This window comes from Enterococcus sp. DIV0691, from assembly GCF_051711145.1.
In the GTDB taxonomy this organism is placed as follows: Bacteria; Bacillota; Bacilli; order Lactobacillales; family Enterococcaceae; genus Enterococcus_B; species Enterococcus_B hirae.
This window is the reverse complement of the sequence record NZ_JBIOLY010000001.1, coordinates 149,103-168,467: the sequence shown is the minus strand read 5'-3', so window position 1 is coordinate 168,467 and position 19,365 is coordinate 149,103. Positions and strand designations below refer to the sequence as shown.

The window sequence follows — 19,365 nt, the reverse complement described above, 5'->3', positions numbered from 1 at the left end:
GTTGGTATGGTACCATCCATTATTTACTGGGGCGTGATTTTAGCTTGTATCGCCTGGTTAGCATTAAGTATTTATTTTTCAATTTTTTACCTTGCTCGTAAAGAAAATGGAAATCTTTGGGCATTTGCATTTTTCAATGTACTTGCTGCGATCGTTTTAGCGATTACCTTAGTTATTTTCCGAACATGGGGTTGGGGAATCACTCAATATTCAAGTCTGATTTATCTAATATTGGCTATTTATGGCGTAACGATTATTCTTCAAGCAATCTTAGGTCGTGAAAAAAAAGTAGTTAGTAAAACAGCATAATATACAGAAAGTCAGGATCGAAAATGATTGATTGGGTCAGCTATTGCTAAGAAGCTCATCTTTTCGACTGCTTTATTTTATATAATAAGTAGGAATTAGGACACTTAAATAGATTCGTGTCCTAATTTTTATTTATTTAATGAATAATTATTCTTTTACAACTCTCGCTCTTTTTGAATATCATTTTTCTTATTTTTTGTATAATTATAGAAATTTTCTATAGCTATCAATACTTCACAAGAAAACTTCTGTTATAGATTGACAAAGTGCTTTGTCTATCGTAAACTATTTTTTGTATAAATAACTGAATACGAGATACCTCAATCAATGAGGTAGAGGTCGCGAGAATCATTAACCCTGTGGAGTGAAGCAAACACCGTGAAGCAGGACTAGGGAAGATCGCCGAAATGTACTCTTCTTTGCTTGAAGTTTACGTTGGGACACAAGTTAAGAGCTTGTGGACTGTCTTAGCAGTGATGCTAAGTTGCGCTATGTTTTGTGAGAGGTTTATCACTTTTGTGAAATGTTAGCGACCCTTTTATATTCTTGAAGCGGTCGTTTTTTATTTCTCCTGATAAGCTACTGCAACGCATTTGTTTAACCGCTCGTAAAAAAATTATGCGTAAACAGTTAATTTGATAAGTACGTCTATCTGACAGTAAAATTAAGTTAGCTGAAGCGGAACTTCGCCCGTTTCATTCCTGATGAAATCGTCGAGCCGTATGTGTAAAAAGAAAAGGAGAAAGATTATGAAAAAAAGTTCAGTTACACTTACCCTATTGATGGCATTTATTTTTTCATTCTTCCCTGTAGGAAGTTTCGTGAATGCCGATGAGAAAACACCAACAGATGAGTTCCGTGTAGGTATGGAAGCGGGGTATGCCCCTTTCAACTGGTCACAGCAAACAGATGCCAACAACGCTGTACCGATCCAAGGTCAAAAAAGCTATGCTGGTGGTTATGATGTCCAAATTGCCAAAAAAGTTGCGGATGGATTAGGGAAAAAATTAGTCATCATGCAAACCAAATGGGATGGATTAGCCCCTGCGTTACAATCTGGCAAAATCGATGCGATCATTGCTGGGATGAGCCCCACAGCAGAACGTAAAAAAGAAATTGATTTTACCGATCCTTATTATGAATCACAACTTGTTGTAGTCGTCAAAAAAGATAGTAAATATGCCAATGCAAAAAGTTTGGCGGATCTATCAAATGCTAAGATTACTGCTCAATTGAATACTTTCCATTATAATGTCATCGATCAAATTCCTGATGTGCAAAAGCAACAAGCAATGGATAACTTCTCTGCGATGCGTACCGCTCTTGCTTCAGGTATGATTGATGGTTATGTCAGCGAACGACCTGAAGGGGTAACAGCAACTAGCGTCAATAAAGATTTAAAAATGTTAGAATTTACTGGTCAGAATGGTTTTCAAACAAATCCTGAAGATGTCCAAATCGCTATTGGAATGCGTAAAGGTGACCCAGATATCCAAAAAGTTAACCAAATTCTTAGCGGTATCTCTCAAAAAGAACGTACAGAAATTATGGATCAAGCAATCAAAGATCAACCCGCTTCAACAAATACAGAGGGAGAAAAAGCTGGTTTGTTCACTGATTTCAAAACGATTTGGGATCAATATGGGAATATGTTCCTTCGTGGTGCAGGACTTACGTTATTTATTGCATTGATTGGGACAGTTATTGGAACTACCTTAGGCTTGTTGATCGGTGTTTTCCGTTCTATTCCTGAGTCTGACAATGCCGTGACACGTTTCTTCCAAAAGTTAGCAAATTTACTACTATCGATTTATATTGAAATATTCCGTGGAACACCAATGATGGTTCAAGCTATGGTCGTCTTTTACGGATTAGCATTAGCCTTTGGAATCTCCCTTGATCGTACGATTGCTGCCTTATTCATTGTATCGATCAATACTGGTGCTTATATGACTGAAATCGTCCGTGGTGGTATTTTCGCTGTCGATGAAGGACAATTTGAAGCAGCGCAAGCAATTGGTATGACACATGGACAAACAATGCGAAAAGTAGTTGTTCCTCAGGTCTTACGTAACATCTTACCTGCGACCGGGAATGAATTTGTTATCAATATCAAAGATACAGCAGTCTTAAGTGTTATTGGTGTAGCTGATCTATTCTTCCAAGGGAACTCTGCTGCAGGAGCAAACTTCCAATTCTTCCAAACATTTACAATCGTAGGTATCATTTACTTGGTTATGACCTTTACGATTACCAGAATCTTGCGTGTAGTGGAGAAAAAAATCGATGGTCCTTCAGCCTATACAAAAATTGAAGAAGTTGACAACGCCAACTTGCAGGAATAAGGAGGAAGAATCATGAGTGAAGAAATCATTAAAATCAATCATTTAAGAAAAAGCTTCGGTGAAAATGAAGTATTAAAAGACATCAGCATGGATATCCATAAAGGTGAAGTTGTAACCATCATTGGTTCTTCTGGCTCTGGTAAATCAACTTTCTTACGCTGCATCAACCTTTTAGAAAAACCTACTGGTGGCGAAATCATGTATAATGGCGAAAATATTCTTGCGCCAAAATATAACTTGCCTAAATATCGAACAAATGTCGGAATGGTATTCCAATCGTTCAATCTTTTCAATAACATGAATGTCTTAGAAAACTGTATGTCTGGTCAGACGACTGTCTTAAAAAGAAACAAAGATGAAGCTCGTAAAGTCGCTCTTGAAAATCTAGAAAAAGTTGGAATGGAACGTTATATTGAAGCCAAACCTTCTCAATTATCAGGAGGTCAAAAACAACGTGTGGCAATCGCTAGAGCCCTCTCAATGGACCCAGATGTAATGTTATTTGATGAACCAACATCAGCACTTGATCCTGAGATGGTCGGAGAAGTATTGAATACCATTCAAGACCTAGCTCACACTGGTTTAACCATGATTATCGTGACACATGAAATGGAATTTGCAAAAGATGTTTCTGATCGTGTCATCTTCATGGATAAAGGTGTTGTTGCTGAAGAAGGAACCTCTGATGATATTTTTGTTCATCCAAAAGAAGAACGTACCAAAGAGTTTTTATCACGTATCTTAAAAAAATAGAAGAAAGCCTTTATCCGAAACGACAGGTTCGTTTTGATAAAGGCTTTTCCTTTTTTGGGAAATGATTCACTATTTTCTCATGTTTATCTGCAATCTATTTGAACACCATTCATTAATTCATCAGTCGATCAGTCCTCTCTTCTTAGATTGATTGGTCTGATTGTATTTGTTTGAAAATGAATTTTTGAATATTTTCTGAATTAAGTTGTAATTTTTAGAAAATTCTATTAATATAGAAATTATCAAATTTTTTAGTTAGGATGATTAAACAATGGTTGAAGAGCAACAAGAACTACAGCGTGGACTTAAGAATAGACACGTTCAATTGATTTCGATTGGTGGTGCGATCGGAACAGGTCTTTTCTTAGGAGCAGGAAAAACGATTCAATTAGCTGGTCCCTCTATTTTACTGGCTTATCTTATTACCGGGTGCGTTTGCTTCTTTATTATGCGTGCCTTAGGTGAACTTTTATTATCTAATACAAATAATCATTCATTTCTTGATTTTGTTGCAGAATATCTTGGAAAAAAAGTTGCTTTCGTAACAGGTTGGACTTATTGGTTTTGTTGGGTTGCGATCGCTATGGCGGATTTGACAGCGATCGGGATGTATGTCCGTTACTGGGTTCCAGGAGTCCCACAATGGCTTCCTGAATTGATCGCTCTGATTTTACTGCTTGGTTTAAACATGGTGGCTGTTTCACTATTTGGTGAATTAGAATTTTGGTTTGCTTTGATCAAAGTCGTTTCCATTATTGCATTTATTATCGTTGGTATTTACATGATTCTTACCCATTACAAAACAAGTGCTGGACCTGCTAGTATCACCAATCTCTGGTCACATGGCGGCTTTTTCCCAACTGGTACGAAAGGATTCATTCTTTCCTTTCAGATGGTCACATTTGCCTTTACAGGAATCGAATTAGTCGGTTTGGTTGCTGGTGAGACCAAAAACCCTGAAAAAGTCTTACCCGAAGCTATCAATAATATTCCTATTCGAATCATTCTTTTTTACCTTGGTTCTTTGTTCGTTATCATGTCTATCTATCCTTGGAATAGCTTAGATGCGAACAACAGCCCATTTGTCGAAGTGTTTTCAGAAATTGGGATCACCATAGCCGCATCTTTGATTAATTTAGTCGTATTGAGTGCTGCGGCTTCTGCTTGTAACAGCGCGATCTACAGTACAGGACGTATGTTACGCTCTCTTTCACAAGAAGGTAGCGCGCCTAAAAAATTCCGTCAGTTGACTTCTCACCGTGTACCAGGAAATGCGTTAGTTTTTTCAACTATTGTGATTTTTATTTCCGTTATCCTAAATTATGTGATGCCTAGTGAAGTATTTACACTCGTCAGCAGTATTGCGACTACTTGCTTTTTATTTATCTGGGGAATACTCGTTTACACTCACTTAAAATATCGTAAAAGTATGTTAGGTAAAAAAGAGCATACGTTCAAAATGCCTTTTTATCCTTATAGTAATTTTCTTGTTTTTGCCTACATGATTTTCATTTGTCTAGTTTTATTTCTTGGCAAAGACACACGTATTGCCTTACTCTTAACTCCTGTTTGGTTTATTGGGTTATTGATCATTTATCGAATGAAATACGAGAAACAATCACTTTGAAATACTGACAACAATCCATACTAAAAAAATAGATTGATAAAAGTATGTTAGGACTCTCTTTTTTATAAGCCGCAAAAAATCTTTAGAATATGAGATTGAGACAAAAGTGTTTCGCATCAAGAATAAGAAGGAATTTCCGAAGATGCCACTTTTGTCTCACCATTTATTCAGTTTTAGAGCTTCTAGAAGCGACTGAGGCAAGTTTTGGCTCAGCCTCCAGATTTTTTGGTCAATTACTTATAGAACATCTCCCCTTCAATTACTCTCTCACAGAACCACTCAGGATATAATGATTATTTCAACTCAAGATCAATACTTTATACTCATTATTTGATTAGAAAAACATTGCTAAACTACGTTATTTTTGTTACTTTAAAAAAAGTATAAATAAGTAAAGGAGAAATCTATGACAAAAAAATTGACGTTCAAAGAAAGTATGTTTATCGGTTCAATGTTATTCGGTTTATTTTTTGGTGCTGGTAATTTGATTTTTCCCGTTCACATGGGACAAGAATCTGGCTCTGCCGTTTTCTGGGCCAATCTTGGCTTCTTAGTAACTGGGATCGGACTACCTTTTTTAGGTGTAATTGCCATCGGTGTTTCAAAAACATCAGGGGTTTATGAATTAGCAGAACGGATCGGCAAAAAATATGCTTTGGTTTTTACTGTTTTGCTTTACCTCGTCATCGGACCGTTTTTCGCCTTACCAAGATTAGCAACTACCTCTTTTGAAATTGGTTTAGCTCCATTTATCCAAGCCAAGCAACAACATGTATTTTTAGTTATTTTTAGTATTTTATTTTTCTTCACTGCTTGGTGGTTATCCAGACGGCCTACTAAAATCCTTGATTATGTAGGAAAATTCCTTAATCCTGCCTTTTTGATTTTACTAGGAATCTTGTTGGTACTTGCTTTTATTCATCCATTGGGTGCAATCGATCAAGCTACTGTCCAACCTAGTTATCAAGAACATGCTTTCTTTACTGGTTTTACTCAAGGATATAATACGTTAGATGCACTTGCTGCCTTAGCATTTGGTATCCTTATCGTTACTACGATTCGCAATATGGGCGTAACAAAGCCTTCTGAGATTGCTAAGGATACGATCAAATCTGGTGCAATCAGTATCGTTTTGATGGGAATCATCTACACATTACTTGCTTATGTGGGAACAATGAGTCTCGGTGGATTTGCTTTAAGTTCAAATGGTGGGATCGCACTAGCGCAAATCGCAGATCATTATTTAGGAACTTATGGCAGTATCTTGCTCGCTCTTATTGTGATCCTTGCTTGCTTAAAAACAGGGATTGGACTAATCACTGCTTTCGCAGAAACCTTTACCGATCTGTTTCCTAAAAGAAATTACATTGTATTTGTGACACTAGCTAGTGCACTTGCTTGTTTGGTCGCTACTGTGGGATTGACAAATATCATCCAAATTTCACTACCTGTCTTGATGTTTATTTATCCTTTAGCAATGACCTTGATCTTACTCGTTCTTGTGGGTCCATTGTTTAAACAACGTCCTGCTGTTTACCGCATGACCACTTATTTTACACTAATTGCTTCAATTTTAGACGGTTTAAATGCTTGCCCAGACGGAATCAAGCAAACCAGCTTTGTCAAAACGTTGTTAGACTTCGCAACGAATTATCTGCCATTCTTTAAATTAGGAATGGGGTGGATCGTCCCAGCATTGATTGGTTTAGTAATTGGCTTGATTTGGAGTATGGTTAAAAAAGAAACACCCGTTGTAGAGTAACGGCATCTAGGACGATCATTCTTCTAAAAGAAGGAACGGTGTGCGATCATCACTTCTGTGAAATGAACAGAGCATATTTGAAGTAACTTTCCATTATTAGATTGCATCTAACAGTGGAAAAGTGCTTCAAATATGCTCTATTTATATATACAAGAAGGGACCTGTGTATTTTACTTCTATTTTCGGCTCTGAATTTTTTACTAAGTCATTAGAATCAACAGATAACTGACAAAATTACTTTTTGAATGAATCCATTGGATGTATTTAACTATTTAGTCAAATGGCTAGCAGAAATATATTTTCCTAAAAAAATTACCAACTTCCAAAAACTTTCGTCACAAAAAATTCACAACTCCTGAGTAATATATAAGCATACCAACAAACAACCCTAACAACACTTTTTCATTTTTAACTCCTTATCCTGCTAGCTCCCCGGCTAGCAGGACTTTTTTATTGAACTAGAAATGGCTGAGACAAACCTGAAAAATAGTTTTGTCTCAGCCATTTTTGTGTTTTAGTTTATCTATCCCCGACCAGCCAGCTTTTGTCATCCCTGGTAGTCTTGCCAATTTTTCAAAGTATCATTCTTGGTTTTCGTTTTATCGTATCAAAAAAAATGCCAATTCATCCAAGTAGGATTATGAAAACCTGTAAAGTAATAGAGGCAGAAATAAATTACCCAAATACTACCAATTAAGACATCGATTCGTTTTCCAACTTTAGATTTTACTGATTCTCCCAAGCCAACAAACACCATCATCAGACCAATCAAAAATAAATTTAATGCGTTTGTATAATAGTTATCCAAATCTGGAAATAGGACGAACACTATATTTAAAGAAACAACGATTGCAGCTGCAGAAAGGAATAAAGAATCAAATATATTCCATCCGGCTATCTTCCAATTTTTGGTCATATAATTAATCAAACGATTCTTTGGCACCCATAACACCTCTCTATTGATTGATAAAATCCATCTATCCTCATGACTTAATTATGTACTGCTCTAGTATTGATTTTCAGTTTTCTCTTCGCCAACATCATATGAAAAAAAGCAAAAAGCGACGGAAAATGAAGAATCTATTCCATCGCTTTTTTTGCTTCTATTTAGATAACCGCTCTTGATCTCCTGCTGGAGAAAGACTGGTGATTTTTTCGATTTGATCAATTGGAACCATTCGTATTTGTTGTTCCTTGTTTTGTAGGCGAATCATGACTACTTCTTTTTCAACATTTTTTGTAGCTACCCAGCCTGAAATCGTTTCGTACTTATTACTTTTTCGATTGGCTCTTACTTGTAAAATCACTAAACTATGTTGAGTAGCTGCTTTTTGCAGCTCTAAAACAAACTTTCCTTGCAAACGTACATTCTCTGCTATTTTTTCAGTGTCATTTACAAAAGAATCAAAAAGCTGATACGACGTATGCGTGACTAACTTGGTCAATTTCTTCATTGGTGATACTGTTTCTTCGTTCATTGAATGCACTCCTCCTTTAGCTAAGAAAGTGTTACTTAATTAACTATATTCTACCTAAGATTTAACGAAATAACAAGAATATTATCTATACTGAGCAACAAAAAGAAAGCGTTACCTATATAGATATATCGTTATTTTATTTATCTATTTTCCATTCTTGCATCCAATACTTGAGCCCTTCAGTCAATAATTGGTAAGTTTCATCAAAGTTATCGGTATAGTATGGATCAGGAACATTTTGTGTTTCTTTTCCAGGAACCCGACTTAAAAATAAATGGATCTTATGTTGTGCGTCGGTCGGTGCCATCCGTTGTAAATCCTCTACGTTAGATTGATCCATGCCAATGATCCAATCAAATCGTTGAAAATCTTCTTCTGTGATTTGGCGTGCAATCATTTGACTCGTATCCACGTTCTCATTTTCTAAAATTTTCTTTGTTCCTTTATGAGGTGAACGCCCCACTTCATAAGTACTTGTCGCTGCAGAATCAATCAAAAATCGATCAGATTGTCCGTCTTCAGCTACCATTTTCTTCAACAAACCTTCTGCCATTGGTGAACGGCAAATATTTCCTAGACATACAAATAAAACTTTCGTCATGTTTGCTCTCCTTCTAATCATTTGTTTCCAGCTCTTCTTTTGCATACAACCGATAGGAATATAATTCTGTATCTTTGGCTAAGCGGAACAATTGGACGGCGATTTCTAGAGGCGTCTCTTCGTAATCATGTGTAATCCAATTGATTAGAACCCCACTACATCCATAAGAAAAAAAACGAGCATAAAACAATTTGTCCGCTTTTGATAACTGCTTTTCTTCATCCATTTGATCAAAAATCTTAATAAATGATTGCTGGATAACAGCAGTAAACTCTTTTTGTAGTATTTCTTGGTCAGAGGTAACAGTGTTCGCATAAAATTCTTTTTGTGCAGCAATTGCCTTCAACATTTTTAATGCTTGCTCTTCCCAGTTGTCTAAAGAAAGCGAATGAGGATCTAAATAGCATAAACAATCTTCGTAATACACCCATCGCAACAAATCGTATTTATCTGTAAAATGGTAGTAAAATGTTTGGCGATTGATGCCTGCCTCATGGGCGATTTTCTGTACACTGATCTTTTGAAAAGACTGCTTTTGACATAGATTAATCAATACGTTTTTAATCAATTGCTTAGTATGTGGTGTATCGCCCATCTCATCATCTCCTATCTTCTTTACAAAGACTTCTAGTTCTACGATTTTCTTGAAAAAGTATTTATATGGACAGTCGATTCAAGTATCCTTTTTTATACTTGATAATCATATCCAAAATGTTCATAGGCATATGGTGTGGCGATCCTTCCACGAGGTGTCCGTTTCAAGAAACCTTTTTGGATCAAAAAAGGTTCATACATATCTTCAACAGTTTCTCTTTCTTCACCAATATTGACAGATAACGTACTCAATCCAACCGGTCCGCCACCATATAATTCAATCATCGTACGTAATAGTTTCTGATCGACATAATCCAAACCTGCCTGATCGACTTGTAACAACGTTAATGCTTGATCGGCAATGGTTTGATTGATCTTGCCATCTCCCTGTACTTGTGCAAAATCACGTACCCTTTTTAATAAGCGGTTAGCGATCCGTGGTGTTCCTCTTGAACGTCTAGCAATTTCCAGTGCACCTTCTTCAATGATCTCTGTTTGAAAAATATCAGCAGAACGAATCACGATTTCTCTTAAATCAGCTTCTTCATAATATTCCATATGAGAAATGATCCCAAATCGATCACGAAGTGGCGCTGAAAGCATACCTGCACGAGTTGTTGCGCCAATTAATGTAAAAGGTGGTAAAGGAAAATGAACAGGATGAGCAGTTGGTCCTTGTCCAACCATTATATCAACGTAAAAATCTTCCATGGCAGAATAAAGCATCTCTTCTGCTACACGAGGTAATCGATGAATTTCGTCAATAAATAAAACATCGCCAGCTTCTAACTCATTTAAAATAGCAACCAGATCTCCTGGTCGCTCGATTGCGGGACCACTAGTTGTTCGTATATTGACTGCCATTTCATTCGCAATCACCATTGCCATTGTCGTTTTCCCTAATCCCGGCGGACCATATAACAAAACGTGATCCAACGGCTCTTCCCTGTGACGGGCAGCTTCAATATATATTTTGAGTTCCTGTTTCACTTTCTTTTGACCAATATATTGGGAAAGTAACCGTGGGCGGAGGGTCTTCTCTAAACTTAATTCATTCTCGCCCGTTTCAGGGGATAATAACTGTTCATCGGTCATCATTTTCCCTCCTTATTTTTTCATCATTAATTTTAAAGCTTGGCGTAAGTATTCATCTGTTGTGAGATTTTCTACTTCTTTTAGTTGTTTCTCGACCCGCTTGACCTCTTTATCACTATATCCAAGTGCTGATAAAGCTTCCATTGCTTCTGATAATGCCGTCGCATCTTGTGCTGTACTTTCATCAAATAAATTGAAGGGCGTATCGATACTTAATTCGCCAAATTTTCCTTTTAAATCTAAAATCATTTGTTGAGCTGTTTTTTTACCCACACCAGGGAATTTGGTCAGATAAGTCACATCCCCTGTTTCAACCGCTTGAATCAATCCTGAATGATCATCACTAGCCATAATCGCTAAGGCACTTTTTGGTCCAATTCCTGAAACACTAACTAACCTTAAAAATAATTGTTTTTCTTCTAAAGAATCAAATCCGTACAGAAGATGTGCATCTTCTCGAATGACCTGATGGACGTAAAGTTTGATTTCTTTGTTTAGCTTACTACTATAACGATAGGGATTGCCTAATGCAATTTGATAACCGATCCCATTTGTTTCGATTACTAAATAATAAGGATTGATAAAGGTTACTACACCTGTAAGATATTCATACATCTGTTATCCTCTTTCTTTCACACACATATGTTCGCATATTTTCTTCCATTGTAGCATACTTTTTCTTTTGAAAAAAGAGAACAGAAGATCGAGCTACGCTTCTCCTTTTTAACGTAAGTTTATCAAGGTTTTTAGGATAAACATTTTTTGCAAGAGATTTTAATTTGAAAGATCAGAGTTTCAGCACTTTCCTCAAAACAAAGGATCAATATTCAGGAAACAACGCTTCAATAAAGATAAATAAGAAAAAACCTTGAAACAATCAAAAACTGTCTCAAGATTTTTTACCCAAAAATAAAGCTCTTCCTTATTCAACTTGTGATAGATATTCTCCATATCCTTGTTCTTCCATTTCTTCATATGGAATAAACTTTAAAGCCGCAGAATTGATGCAATAACGTAGTCCGCCTTTTTCAGCAGGACCATCATTGAATACATGCCCTAAATGAGAATCTGCTTGACTGCTTCGCACTTCCACTCGGTGCATACCATGAGAAAAGTCGGCCTTTTCTTTAATATCTTTTCTAGTGATTGGTTTACTGAACGCCGGCCAGCCACATCCCGCATCGTATTTTTCGGCTGAGCTAAACAATGGCTCCCCACTGACAATATCGACATAGATCCCTTTTTCATAGAAATCATCATATTTCCCACTAAATGGTCTTTCTGTTGCGTTTTCTTGCGTCACAGCATATGAAATTGGAGATAATTCCTCTTTTAAATCACGCTCATTTTTCTTGAAATCGCCCACTAAAAACGCCTCCTTTTTCTTTTAATCATAACGACAAAAGTATCAGAAGCAAACATTCTGCTCATAGTAATAATTGCTTAGACTTTACGACGTCTAGCAAACTCGACGAAACGAAATTTATCTAAACGGTGAATTGATTCTGTATACTCGAAACACCTTGTATCTTCGAGGTGAACCAGTCCTCTTACTACCACGACATAGCGATCTCCATGTAGATCCATCATCTCTTCGATTTCAGGAGTTACTTCTTCAACGGTAATTTCTTTCTGGGCGTAAGCAATCGTTAGTTGCAATTCATTTTCAAAGTATTCGTAGATCGAGCCAGCAGCTTGTGTTGCTGTTAAAGTTGGTACCACATTTTTTAATAAATAATCACGATCTAATATGACCACTTCTCCATTGATTTTCCTTTGACGAATCAAATGCCAAACCGGCGTTTTTTTCTTCCAGCCTGTTATTTCACTCAATGATTGGTCCACTTCTGTTTCTTCGATTAATTGAACGATGGTTTCACTTGGGATTCGTTGTGTTTCCTGTAATTCTTTGTAGCTTGTTAATCCTGCAATTGGAAAATCAAATCGATTGCGGTCTAAAACAATCGAACCCTTTCCTTGTTTCTTTTGGATATAACCTTCAGTCGTTAACAGGTTAAGCGCTTTTCGAATTGTTTCTCGTGAAACACCATAAATTTGAATCAGCTGATTTTCACTAGGGAGCAAAGTATGCGGAGGGTATTGTTGATCCAAAATTTTTTGCTCTAAATCTAAAAAAATTTCATTAAATTTATTCATTACATTTCCTCCACTTAATATTCAATTTCTTTTATTCGCATATAAACTATACTACAGCTTTTTTGTTATTTCAATCGCCCCCTCTTTTCACATATCCCTACACTAAGCCAAGTGTAACGATTACATTTTTTCATTTTTCGCTTGTAAAACGCTTGCAATAGTAGGAAGAAACAAGTATAGTATGGATAAGATAACTTGTGTATACAAGTTTAAAAAGAAAGGGGTTTATTCCTATGGCAAAGTACCAAGCAGATGCTGAGAAACTGTTAAAGGAAATTGGTGGAAAGGAAAATATTGCTGCAGTTAGTCATTGTGCCACTCGGATGCGCTTTGTCTTAAATGATCCAAAAAAAGCCAATGAAAAAGCAATCGAAGATATTCCTAGTGTGAAAGGGATGTTTACCAATGCTGGGCAATTCCAAGTCATTATTGGTAACGATGTTTCAACCTTTTACAACGACTTCGTTGCTGTATCAGGTGTTGAAGGCGTATCCAAGGAGCAAAGTAAAGTTGCTGCTAAACAAAATCTCCACCCTGTCCAACGAGCAATCGCTGTTTTGGCAGAAATTTTTACACCATTGATTCCAGCCATTATCGTAGGGGGACTGATTTTAGGTTTTCGGAACGTATTAGAAGGAATCCAATTTGAAAGTCTTGGTGGAACAATTGTTGAACACTCTCAATTTTGGAACGGCGTAAACGGCTTTTTATGGTTACCTGGCGAAGCAATTTTCCATTTCTTACCAGTTGGTATCACTTGGAGTATCGCGAAAAAAATGGGCACTACACAAATATTAGGAATTGTTTTAGGGATTACGTTAGTTTCACCGCAATTATTAAATGCCTATAGTGTCGCATCAACAGCTGCGGCTGATATTCCATTTTGGGATTTTGGTTTTGCTCAAGTTGATATGATTGGTTATCAGGCACAAGTCATTCCAGCGATGCTTGCTGGATTTATGTTAGCTTATCTTGAAATTTTCTTCCGTAAATATATTCCACAGTCGATTTCTATGATATTTGTTCCATTGTTCTCTCTACTCCCAACAGTCTTAGCTGCCCATGTCATCTTAGGGCCTGTGGGTTGGACAATCGGTAGTTGGATCTCAAATATTGTTAATACTGGCTTGACTTCTTCAATCAGTTGGTTATTTAGTGCCGTCTTTGGTTTCTTATATGCACCTTTAGTAATCACCGGCTTACACCATATGACGAATGCAATTGATATGCAATTGATTGCCGATTTCGGCTCTACGAATCTTTGGCCAATGATTGCTTTATCAAATATCGCACAAGGTTCGGCAGTTCTTGCGATCATCTTCTTACATCGCGGAAATAAAAAAGAAGAACAAATCTCGATTCCAGCAATGATTTCTTGTTATCTAGGGGTAACTGAACCTGCAATGTTTGGGATCAATCTAAAATATGTTTACCCATTTGTTGCCGCAATGGTTGGTTCAGGTTTAGCTGGAATGTTTGCCAACTTGATGAATGTACGTGCTAATGCAATTGGTGTTGGTGGACTACCTGGTATTCTAGCTATCCAAGCAGAAACTTGGGTTCCGTTCATCATTTCTATGATCATTGCAGTTATTGTTCCATTTGGTTTAACCGTAATCTTCAGACGTCAAGGGATCTTAAATAAAATCGATCCTGCTGTACCCGTAGAAGACACAACTGGCTTACAACTACAAACAGCTGATGGAAACAACGTTTCACCACAAAAATTTGAAGCTGCCAATGCAACAGCAGTTTCTGCTCCGACAGAAGAGTTATTCGCTGTAGCAGATGGACAAATCAAGGAAATCACCGAAGTAGCAGATCCTGTTTTTGCTCAAAAAATGATGGGTGAAGGTTATGCTGTACTACCTTCCAACGAAAAAGTTTATGCTCCAGTCGCTGGTAAAGTAACAAATATTTTTGATACACAACATGCGATTGGTCTTTTAACTAATGAAGGTCTGGAAGTTCTCGTTCATATGGGTCTAGATACTGTCGAATTGAATGGGCTACCTTTTACGATCCATGTAAAAGAAGGCGATTCAGTCACGCCAAAAACACAACTAGCCGACATGGACCTCACAGCAATTGAGCAGGCTGGGAAGAAAACGGACATCTTAGTTGTATTAACAAATAATGAAAAAGTTGCTGCCTTAACATTAGATCAAACAGGTCTCGTTCGTCATAGCGAACAAATTGGAAAAGCGCAACTAAAATAAAAAATACTACTGTATAAAAATAACCTGAAAAAATTCTTTTAGTGAATTTTTTCAGGTTATTTTTCACTCTTTAAGCGTTGGTACGTTCACCATCGCTTTAGTCAGTTTGATCGTCACTATGCTTAAAAACGACAAAAAGAAATAGCCGTCACTTTAGCAGAGTATGGCTATTTCTAAACCAAAATAAAACTTTGCCACCGTCTTTCGCGGTGCTGTCTAGAGGAGTTGTTAGCGCAACTCCTCTTTCATTTTCATTATACCAATTACTTCAGGTATTTACAACTTTCGCAAAGATAGAATTCCTCTTAAAAGCCTTAACTAAAAATAACATTTTTATGTTTTAAAAAACACATTTCTCGTGGCGATAATATGCTACAATAAATTCGACAGTAAAGTGGATCGACGGTGGCAACTTCTCACAAAGGTGGTGGTGCTTATGGGAATAAGTACTAAAATCTATGAAAGGAGTTCGCTTTTTGTCCGCATATGAGATCGTTCAAACCATACTTGGCTTTGGTACTTTCACCATTGCTTTAGTCAGTTTGATCGTCACTATGCTTAAAAACGACAAAAAGAAATAGCCGTCACTTTAACCGAAGTCTGGCTATTTCTCTTTGAAATATCTGATTAAACGGTCACCGTCTTTCGCGGTGCTGTCCAGGGGAGTTGTTGGTCGCAACTCCTCTTTCGTTTTTATTATACCAGTTACTTTAGGTATTTACAACGTTCTTAAAGATAGAATTCCTCTTAAAAAACCCTAAATAAAAATAACATTTTTATGTTTTAAAAAACACATTTCTCGTGGCGATAATATGCTACAATAAACTCGACAGTAAAGTGGATCGACGGTGACAACTTCTCACAAAGGTGGTGGTGCTTATGGGAATAAGTACTAAAATCTATGAAAGGAGTTCGCTTTTTGTCCGCATATGAGATCGTTCAAACCATGCTTGGCTTTGGTACGTTCACCATCGCTTTAGTCAGTTTGATCGTTACTATGCTTAAAAACGACAAAAAGAAATAGCCGTCACTTTAGCGAGTATAGCTATTTCTTTTTGAACTATTAAACTAATTCGCCACCGTCTTTCGCGGTGCTGTCTAGAGGAGTTGTTAGCGCAACTCCTCTTTCGTTTTCATTATACCAATTCCTTCAGGTATTTACAACTTTCGTAAAGATAGAATTCCTCTAAAAAAACCTAAATAAAAATAACGTTTTTATGTTTTATAAAACACGTTTCTCGTCGCGATAATGTGCTACAATAAACTCGACAGTAAAGTGGATCGACGGTGGCAACTTCTCACAAAGGTGGTGGTGCTTATGGGAATAAGTACTAAAATCTATGAAAGGAGTTCGCTTTTTGTCCGCATATGAGATCGTTCAAACCATACTTGGCTTTGGTACGTTCACCATCGCTTTAGTCAGTTTGATCGTCACTATGCTTAAAAACGACAAAGAATAGCCGTCACTTTAGCGGGAGACTGGCTATTCTTATTCTTTGTCGAATATTTAAATTCAACCGCCACCGTCTTTCGCGGTGCTGTCTAGAGGAGTTGTTGATCGCAACTCCTCTTTCGTTTTGATTATACCAATCACTCATACACTTTGCAATTCTAAATATGACTGAAAGTAGCGGACACAAACTTGAACGATCCTATCTCAATTTCTGATTTTCGTCAACTGTAGCTACATAAATTTTTTCAAACCTTGGTAAACTGCACCGATTGGAAACCCAACAATACTATAATAGTCGCCTTGGATCTCTTTAACAAATGCACCTGCAAAACTTTGAATACCATACGCACCTGCTTTATCCATATAATCACCGGTTGCTAAATAGGCTTCGATATCCTTAGTTGTCAAAGGATAAAAGGTCACCTTAGCTTGTGCTAAGATTTTTTCTTCTTGATCACCTTTCGTCAACACCACGGCTGTATATACTTCATGCGTTTTCCCACTAAGTTTTTGAAGGATAGCTTTTGCCTCTTGTTCATCCGCTGGTTTACCGATGATCTCATCATTAAAAACAACTGTCGTGTCACTTGCAATCACCAATACATCATTATCGTATTGATGTTTGACTACTTTTGCCTTTTCAGTTGCCATTCGCTCAACATAATTTTTAGGTTTTTCTTGAACAAAAGGTGTTTCATCGATATCAGCCGGATGAACATCAAATGCACTAACCAGTCGCCCTAATAATTCTTTTCTTCTAGGGGACTGCGAAGCTAACACAATTTTCATCTGTTTCTTCTCCTTTTCATGAGACTCATTAATGTGGATCTTGGATGCGTTTAAACATTCTTTCCATATCTGAATTAGTAAAATGGATCAACACAGGGCGTCCATGAGGACAATTAAAAGGATTTTCACATTGGGCTAAGTCCTTCAATAAAACCCTCGCCTGAGCTTCATTCAAATAATGATTTGCCTTGATTGAACGTTTACAGCTCATCATGATTGCTGTGGCTTCTCTAAATTTCTTCACGCTGACACTACCCGTTGTTAACAACATATCGATCATTTCTCGAATAATCGCTTCTTCCTCTCCAGCTGGATACCAAGTAGGATGTGCTCTGACGATAAAACTATTTTGACCGAATTCTTCTAGATAAATACCTGCTTCTTCAAGCAATTGTTTTTTCTCTTTCAGTTTCAAAGCATCACTATTGGGATAATCTAATACAAACGGCACAAGTAGTTCTTGTAGATCGTTAGAAACTTCGCCAATTTTTTCTCGAAAATATTCATACTTGATTCGTTCTTGCGCTGCATGTTGATCAATAATGTATAAGCCATCCTGACTTTGAGCAAACAAGTACGTTCCATGCATTTGTCCAAAATATTCTAATTGTGGAAAGCGTTGTGTTACCTGCTCATTTTCTAATTTCTGAATTGCTTGATCTAATGAGCGCCCATTTTGACTTAAATCAAACTCTGGATGTAACGCTAAATCCTCACGATAAACTGTTTCTGAAGAAGTTTCTTCTTCAGCTGTTGTTTCATGCTCGTTGGAAAAGTTTTCAACAGTGGATAACTCATTTTCACTCTTATCCACTGGTTTTTCTACATAGTTATCAACAATATCACCAGAGTTATCCACTGTTTTTCTTTTGCTTTCTGGATAACTAGTAGTTTCTTCAGAAAATACAGGAGAGTTTTCAACATTATCCACAGACTTATCAACAGATTCATGCACAAACTCGCTTTTTTCTTCCGCTACAAAAAATGTTCCGGTTGTTTGATCAAAATTCAAGCTTTGCGGTTTCTTAGGTTTCGCTTCTTCAAAAGCGTAAGATAAATCAATTTCGATTTGTTCCGCTTTTGGTTGATCAGCAACCTTTTTCTTGAATCGCAAATTGTCAGCTGCACTGGGAATTAAGTTCTCCTGTACCAATGCTTTTTGAATCGCTTGAGTAATTAGCTCAGTTAATTCCTGTTCCTTCGATAAACGAACTTCTTGCTTTGTTGGATGGACGTTCACATCCACTAACAATGGATCCATTTTGATTTCCAGTACAGCGATTGGGAATCGCCCTACCATTAGTTTTGAACCATAGCCGGCTACAATTGCTTTATTCAAGGAAAAATTTTTAATAAAACGTCCATTAATGATTGTTGAAAGATAATTACGACTAGCACGAGTCACTTCAGGTAAAGAAATATAACCGAAGATTTCAAAATCTAAATCTTTCGCTTCAATCTTCAACATTTTCTTTGCTGTATTCAACCCATAGATTCCGGCAATCGTTTGTTTCAATTCGCCATTTCCTGAAGTTGCTAACATCTTATTCCCATCATGGACTAATCGAAAAGCAATTGCCGGGTGACTTAAGGCTAAGCGATTCACAATATCACCGATATTCGCTAATTCAGTATGCAACGTTTTAACATATTTTAAGCGTGCTGGTGTATTAAAGAAAAGATTGCTGACTGTGATTTTCGTTCCTTGCCTTAAAGGAGCTGGGCGGTGTTCCATTACCGCACCTCCCTTAAGCTCTAAATAGGTTCCTTGCGTTTCTTCTTGATTGGCTGTTTCTACCGTCATCTCTGAAACAGAAGCAATACTAGGCAATGCTTCTCCTCGAAACCCAAGCGTACGAATTCGGAAAAGGTCGTCACGATTGTGGATTTTACTTGTTGCATGACGTTTAAAGGCGTTCTCAACATCTTCTGTCAAAATACCTTCTCCATTATCAATCACTTGGATCGTTTTTAATCCTGCTTCTTCAACTAAAATATCGATTTGACTACTTCCTGCATCTATGGCATTTTCCACAAGTTCTTTGACTACCGAGGCTGGACGTTCGACAACTTCACCGGCTGCGATTTGATTGGCTAAGCGTTCTGATAATTCTTGGATTTTCGCCATCATTCTACGCCTTCTTCCTATATAGTATTTATAGTTAGCTTACTCTTCTTATTTA

At 37.0% G+C, this 19,365-nt stretch carries 18 protein-coding genes, 2 pseudogenes and 1 riboswitch; of the genes and pseudogenes, 10 read left to right on the top strand and 10 right to left on the bottom strand.

The genetic code is table 11. The features are described 5' to 3' along the window. Positions 1–6 precede the first annotated feature (6 nt). The 5 genes from IGJ11_RS00840 to brnQ all read left to right on the top strand — a co-directional run bounded on the left by IGJ11_RS00840 (position 7) and on the right by brnQ (position 6,796). On the top strand, positions 7–309 hold the full coding sequence (locus IGJ11_RS00840; protein ID WP_010736843.1) for a hypothetical protein: 303 nt from the start codon (positions 7–9) through the stop codon (positions 307–309). A gap of 325 nt (positions 310–634) precedes the next feature. After that, a riboswitch (Lysine riboswitch) is annotated at positions 635–809 on the top strand. A 249-nt stretch (positions 810–1,058) separates the two neighbouring features. Beyond that, positions 1,059–2,654, top strand: coding sequence for an ABC transporter permease subunit (locus IGJ11_RS00835; protein WP_081128330.1), 1,596 nt, complete (start codon positions 1,059–1,061; stop codon positions 2,652–2,654). A gap of 12 nt (positions 2,655–2,666) precedes the next feature. Beyond that, positions 2,667–3,407 carry an amino acid ABC transporter ATP-binding protein gene (locus IGJ11_RS00830; protein WP_010720365.1) on the top strand — a complete coding sequence of 247 codons (741 nt, stop codon included), beginning with the start codon at positions 2,667–2,669 and terminating at the stop codon, positions 3,405–3,407. A gap of 271 nt (positions 3,408–3,678) precedes the next feature. Beyond that, complete coding sequence (locus tag IGJ11_RS00825) at positions 3,679–5,034, top strand: amino acid permease (RefSeq protein WP_034698690.1); 1,356 nt, start codon at positions 3,679–3,681, stop codon at positions 5,032–5,034. 406 nt (positions 5,035–5,440) lie between these two features. Then, a complete protein-coding gene (gene brnQ / locus IGJ11_RS00820; RefSeq protein WP_010736841.1) occupies positions 5,441–6,796 on the top strand; it encodes a branched-chain amino acid transport system II carrier protein in 1,356 nt (451 codons plus the stop codon). Positions 6,797–7,403: 607 nt separating this feature from the next. On the opposite strand, the gene IGJ11_RS00815 is transcribed toward brnQ, so the two are convergent. From IGJ11_RS00815 to treR, 8 genes are all read right to left on the bottom strand, one after another. Next, positions 7,404–7,739 (bottom strand): hypothetical protein, encoded by a 336-nt coding sequence (locus IGJ11_RS00815; RefSeq protein WP_207431818.1) that lies wholly within the window; start codon positions 7,737–7,739, stop codon positions 7,404–7,406. 160 nt (positions 7,740–7,899) lie between these two features. Then, positions 7,900–8,274: a hypothetical protein gene (locus IGJ11_RS00810; protein WP_010720369.1), complete on the bottom strand. Its 375-nt coding sequence runs from the start codon at positions 8,272–8,274 to the stop codon at positions 7,900–7,902. Between the two features lie 136 nt (positions 8,275–8,410). Beyond that, entirely contained in the window at positions 8,411–8,875 is a 465-nt protein-coding gene (locus tag IGJ11_RS00805; RefSeq protein ID WP_207431816.1) for a low molecular weight protein-tyrosine-phosphatase, read from the bottom strand. A 13-nt stretch (positions 8,876–8,888) separates the two neighbouring features. Further along, entirely contained in the window at positions 8,889–9,470 is a 582-nt protein-coding gene (locus IGJ11_RS00800; RefSeq protein ID WP_207431815.1) for a TetR/AcrR family transcriptional regulator, read from the bottom strand. Positions 9,471–9,562: 92 nt separating this feature from the next. Beyond that, positions 9,563–10,564 (bottom strand): Holliday junction branch migration DNA helicase RuvB, encoded by a 1,002-nt coding sequence (ruvB, locus tag IGJ11_RS00795; protein WP_010720372.1) that lies wholly within the window; start codon positions 10,562–10,564, stop codon positions 9,563–9,565. Positions 10,565–10,576: 12 nt separating this feature from the next. Then, positions 10,577–11,179 carry a Holliday junction branch migration protein RuvA gene (gene ruvA, locus IGJ11_RS00790; protein ID WP_010720373.1) on the bottom strand — a complete coding sequence of 201 codons (603 nt, stop codon included), beginning with the start codon at positions 11,177–11,179 and terminating at the stop codon, positions 10,577–10,579. Between the two features lie 307 nt (positions 11,180–11,486). Continuing rightward, positions 11,487–11,930: a peptide-methionine (R)-S-oxide reductase MsrB gene (gene msrB / locus IGJ11_RS00785; RefSeq protein ID WP_034698687.1), complete on the bottom strand. Its 444-nt coding sequence runs from the start codon at positions 11,928–11,930 to the stop codon at positions 11,487–11,489. A gap of 77 nt (positions 11,931–12,007) precedes the next feature. Next, complete coding sequence (gene treR, locus IGJ11_RS00780; protein WP_010720375.1) at positions 12,008–12,721, bottom strand: trehalose operon repressor; 714 nt, start codon at positions 12,719–12,721, stop codon at positions 12,008–12,010. 233 nt (positions 12,722–12,954) lie between these two features. Here treR and treP point away from each other — a divergent pair, with 233 nt between their 5' ends. The 5 genes and pseudogenes from treP to IGJ11_RS00755 all read left to right on the top strand — a co-directional run bounded on the left by treP (position 12,955) and on the right by IGJ11_RS00755 (position 16,400). Then, the gene (treP, locus tag IGJ11_RS00775) at positions 12,955–14,940 is read left to right on the top strand and encodes a PTS system trehalose-specific EIIBC component (protein ID WP_207431812.1); all 1,986 of its coding nucleotides are present in this window, start codon (positions 12,955–12,957) and stop codon (positions 14,938–14,940) included. Between the two features lie 58 nt (positions 14,941–14,998). Continuing rightward, entirely contained in the window at positions 14,999–15,085 is an 87-nt protein-coding gene (locus IGJ11_RS00770; protein ID WP_081128401.1) for a putative holin-like toxin, read from the top strand. Between the two features lie 291 nt (positions 15,086–15,376). Beyond that, positions 15,377–15,521 (top strand): annotated as a pseudogene (pepG1, locus tag IGJ11_RS00765) (type I toxin-antitoxin system toxin PepG1). Positions 15,522–15,841: 320 nt separating this feature from the next. Continuing rightward, the gene (locus IGJ11_RS00760) at positions 15,842–15,964 is read left to right on the top strand and encodes a putative holin-like toxin (protein ID WP_374220257.1); all 123 of its coding nucleotides are present in this window, start codon (positions 15,842–15,844) and stop codon (positions 15,962–15,964) included. A 294-nt stretch (positions 15,965–16,258) separates the two neighbouring features. Then, positions 16,259–16,400, top strand: a pseudogene (locus IGJ11_RS00755) (putative holin-like toxin). Between the two features lie 224 nt (positions 16,401–16,624). On the opposite strand, the gene IGJ11_RS00750 reads toward IGJ11_RS00755, so the two are convergent. Further along, positions 16,625–17,182 carry a Maf family protein gene (locus tag IGJ11_RS00750; protein WP_010736833.1) on the bottom strand — a complete coding sequence of 186 codons (558 nt, stop codon included), beginning with the start codon at positions 17,180–17,182 and terminating at the stop codon, positions 16,625–16,627. 28 nt (positions 17,183–17,210) lie between these two features. Beyond that, entirely contained in the window at positions 17,211–19,310 is a 2,100-nt protein-coding gene (mutL, locus tag IGJ11_RS00745; RefSeq protein WP_081128402.1) for a DNA mismatch repair endonuclease MutL, read from the bottom strand. Positions 19,311–19,365: the final 55 nt, after the last annotated feature.

Excerpts from the sequence above, each read along its gene's own strand:
- IGJ11_RS00840 (WP_010736843.1), top strand. The coding sequence starts at position 7 with ATGGTACCATCCATTATTTACTGGGGCGTGATTTTAGCTTGTATCGCC.
- IGJ11_RS00835 (WP_081128330.1), top strand. The coding sequence starts at position 1,059 with ATGAAAAAAAGTTCAGTTACACTTACCCTATTGATGGCATTTATTTTT.
- IGJ11_RS00830 (WP_010720365.1), top strand. The coding sequence starts at position 2,667 with ATGAGTGAAGAAATCATTAAAATCAATCATTTAAGAAAAAGCTTCGGT.
- IGJ11_RS00825 (WP_034698690.1), top strand. The coding sequence starts at position 3,679 with ATGGTTGAAGAGCAACAAGAACTACAGCGTGGACTTAAGAATAGACAC.
- brnQ (WP_010736841.1), top strand. The coding sequence starts at position 5,441 with ATGACAAAAAAATTGACGTTCAAAGAAAGTATGTTTATCGGTTCAATG.
- IGJ11_RS00810 (WP_010720369.1), bottom strand. The coding sequence starts at position 8,274 with ATGAACGAAGAAACAGTATCACCAATGAAGAAATTGACCAAGTTAGTC.
- IGJ11_RS00805 (WP_207431816.1), bottom strand. The coding sequence starts at position 8,875 with ATGACGAAAGTTTTATTTGTATGTCTAGGAAATATTTGCCGTTCACCA.
- IGJ11_RS00800 (WP_207431815.1), bottom strand. The coding sequence starts at position 9,470 with ATGGGCGATACACCACATACTAAGCAATTGATTAAAAACGTATTGATT.
- ruvB (WP_010720372.1), bottom strand. The coding sequence starts at position 10,564 with ATGACCGATGAACAGTTATTATCCCCTGAAACGGGCGAGAATGAATTA.
- ruvA (WP_010720373.1), bottom strand. The coding sequence starts at position 11,179 with ATGTATGAATATCTTACAGGTGTAGTAACCTTTATCAATCCTTATTAT.
- treR (WP_010720375.1), bottom strand. The coding sequence starts at position 12,721 with ATGAATAAATTTAATGAAATTTTTTTAGATTTAGAGCAAAAAATTTTG.
- treP (WP_207431812.1), top strand. The coding sequence starts at position 12,955 with ATGGCAAAGTACCAAGCAGATGCTGAGAAACTGTTAAAGGAAATTGGT.
- IGJ11_RS00760 (WP_374220257.1), top strand. The coding sequence starts at position 15,842 with ATGAAAGGAGTTCGCTTTTTGTCCGCATATGAGATCGTTCAAACCATG.
- IGJ11_RS00750 (WP_010736833.1), bottom strand. The coding sequence starts at position 17,182 with ATGAAAATTGTGTTAGCTTCGCAGTCCCCTAGAAGAAAAGAATTATTA.
- mutL (WP_081128402.1), bottom strand. The coding sequence starts at position 19,310 with ATGGCGAAAATCCAAGAATTATCAGAACGCTTAGCCAATCAAATCGCA.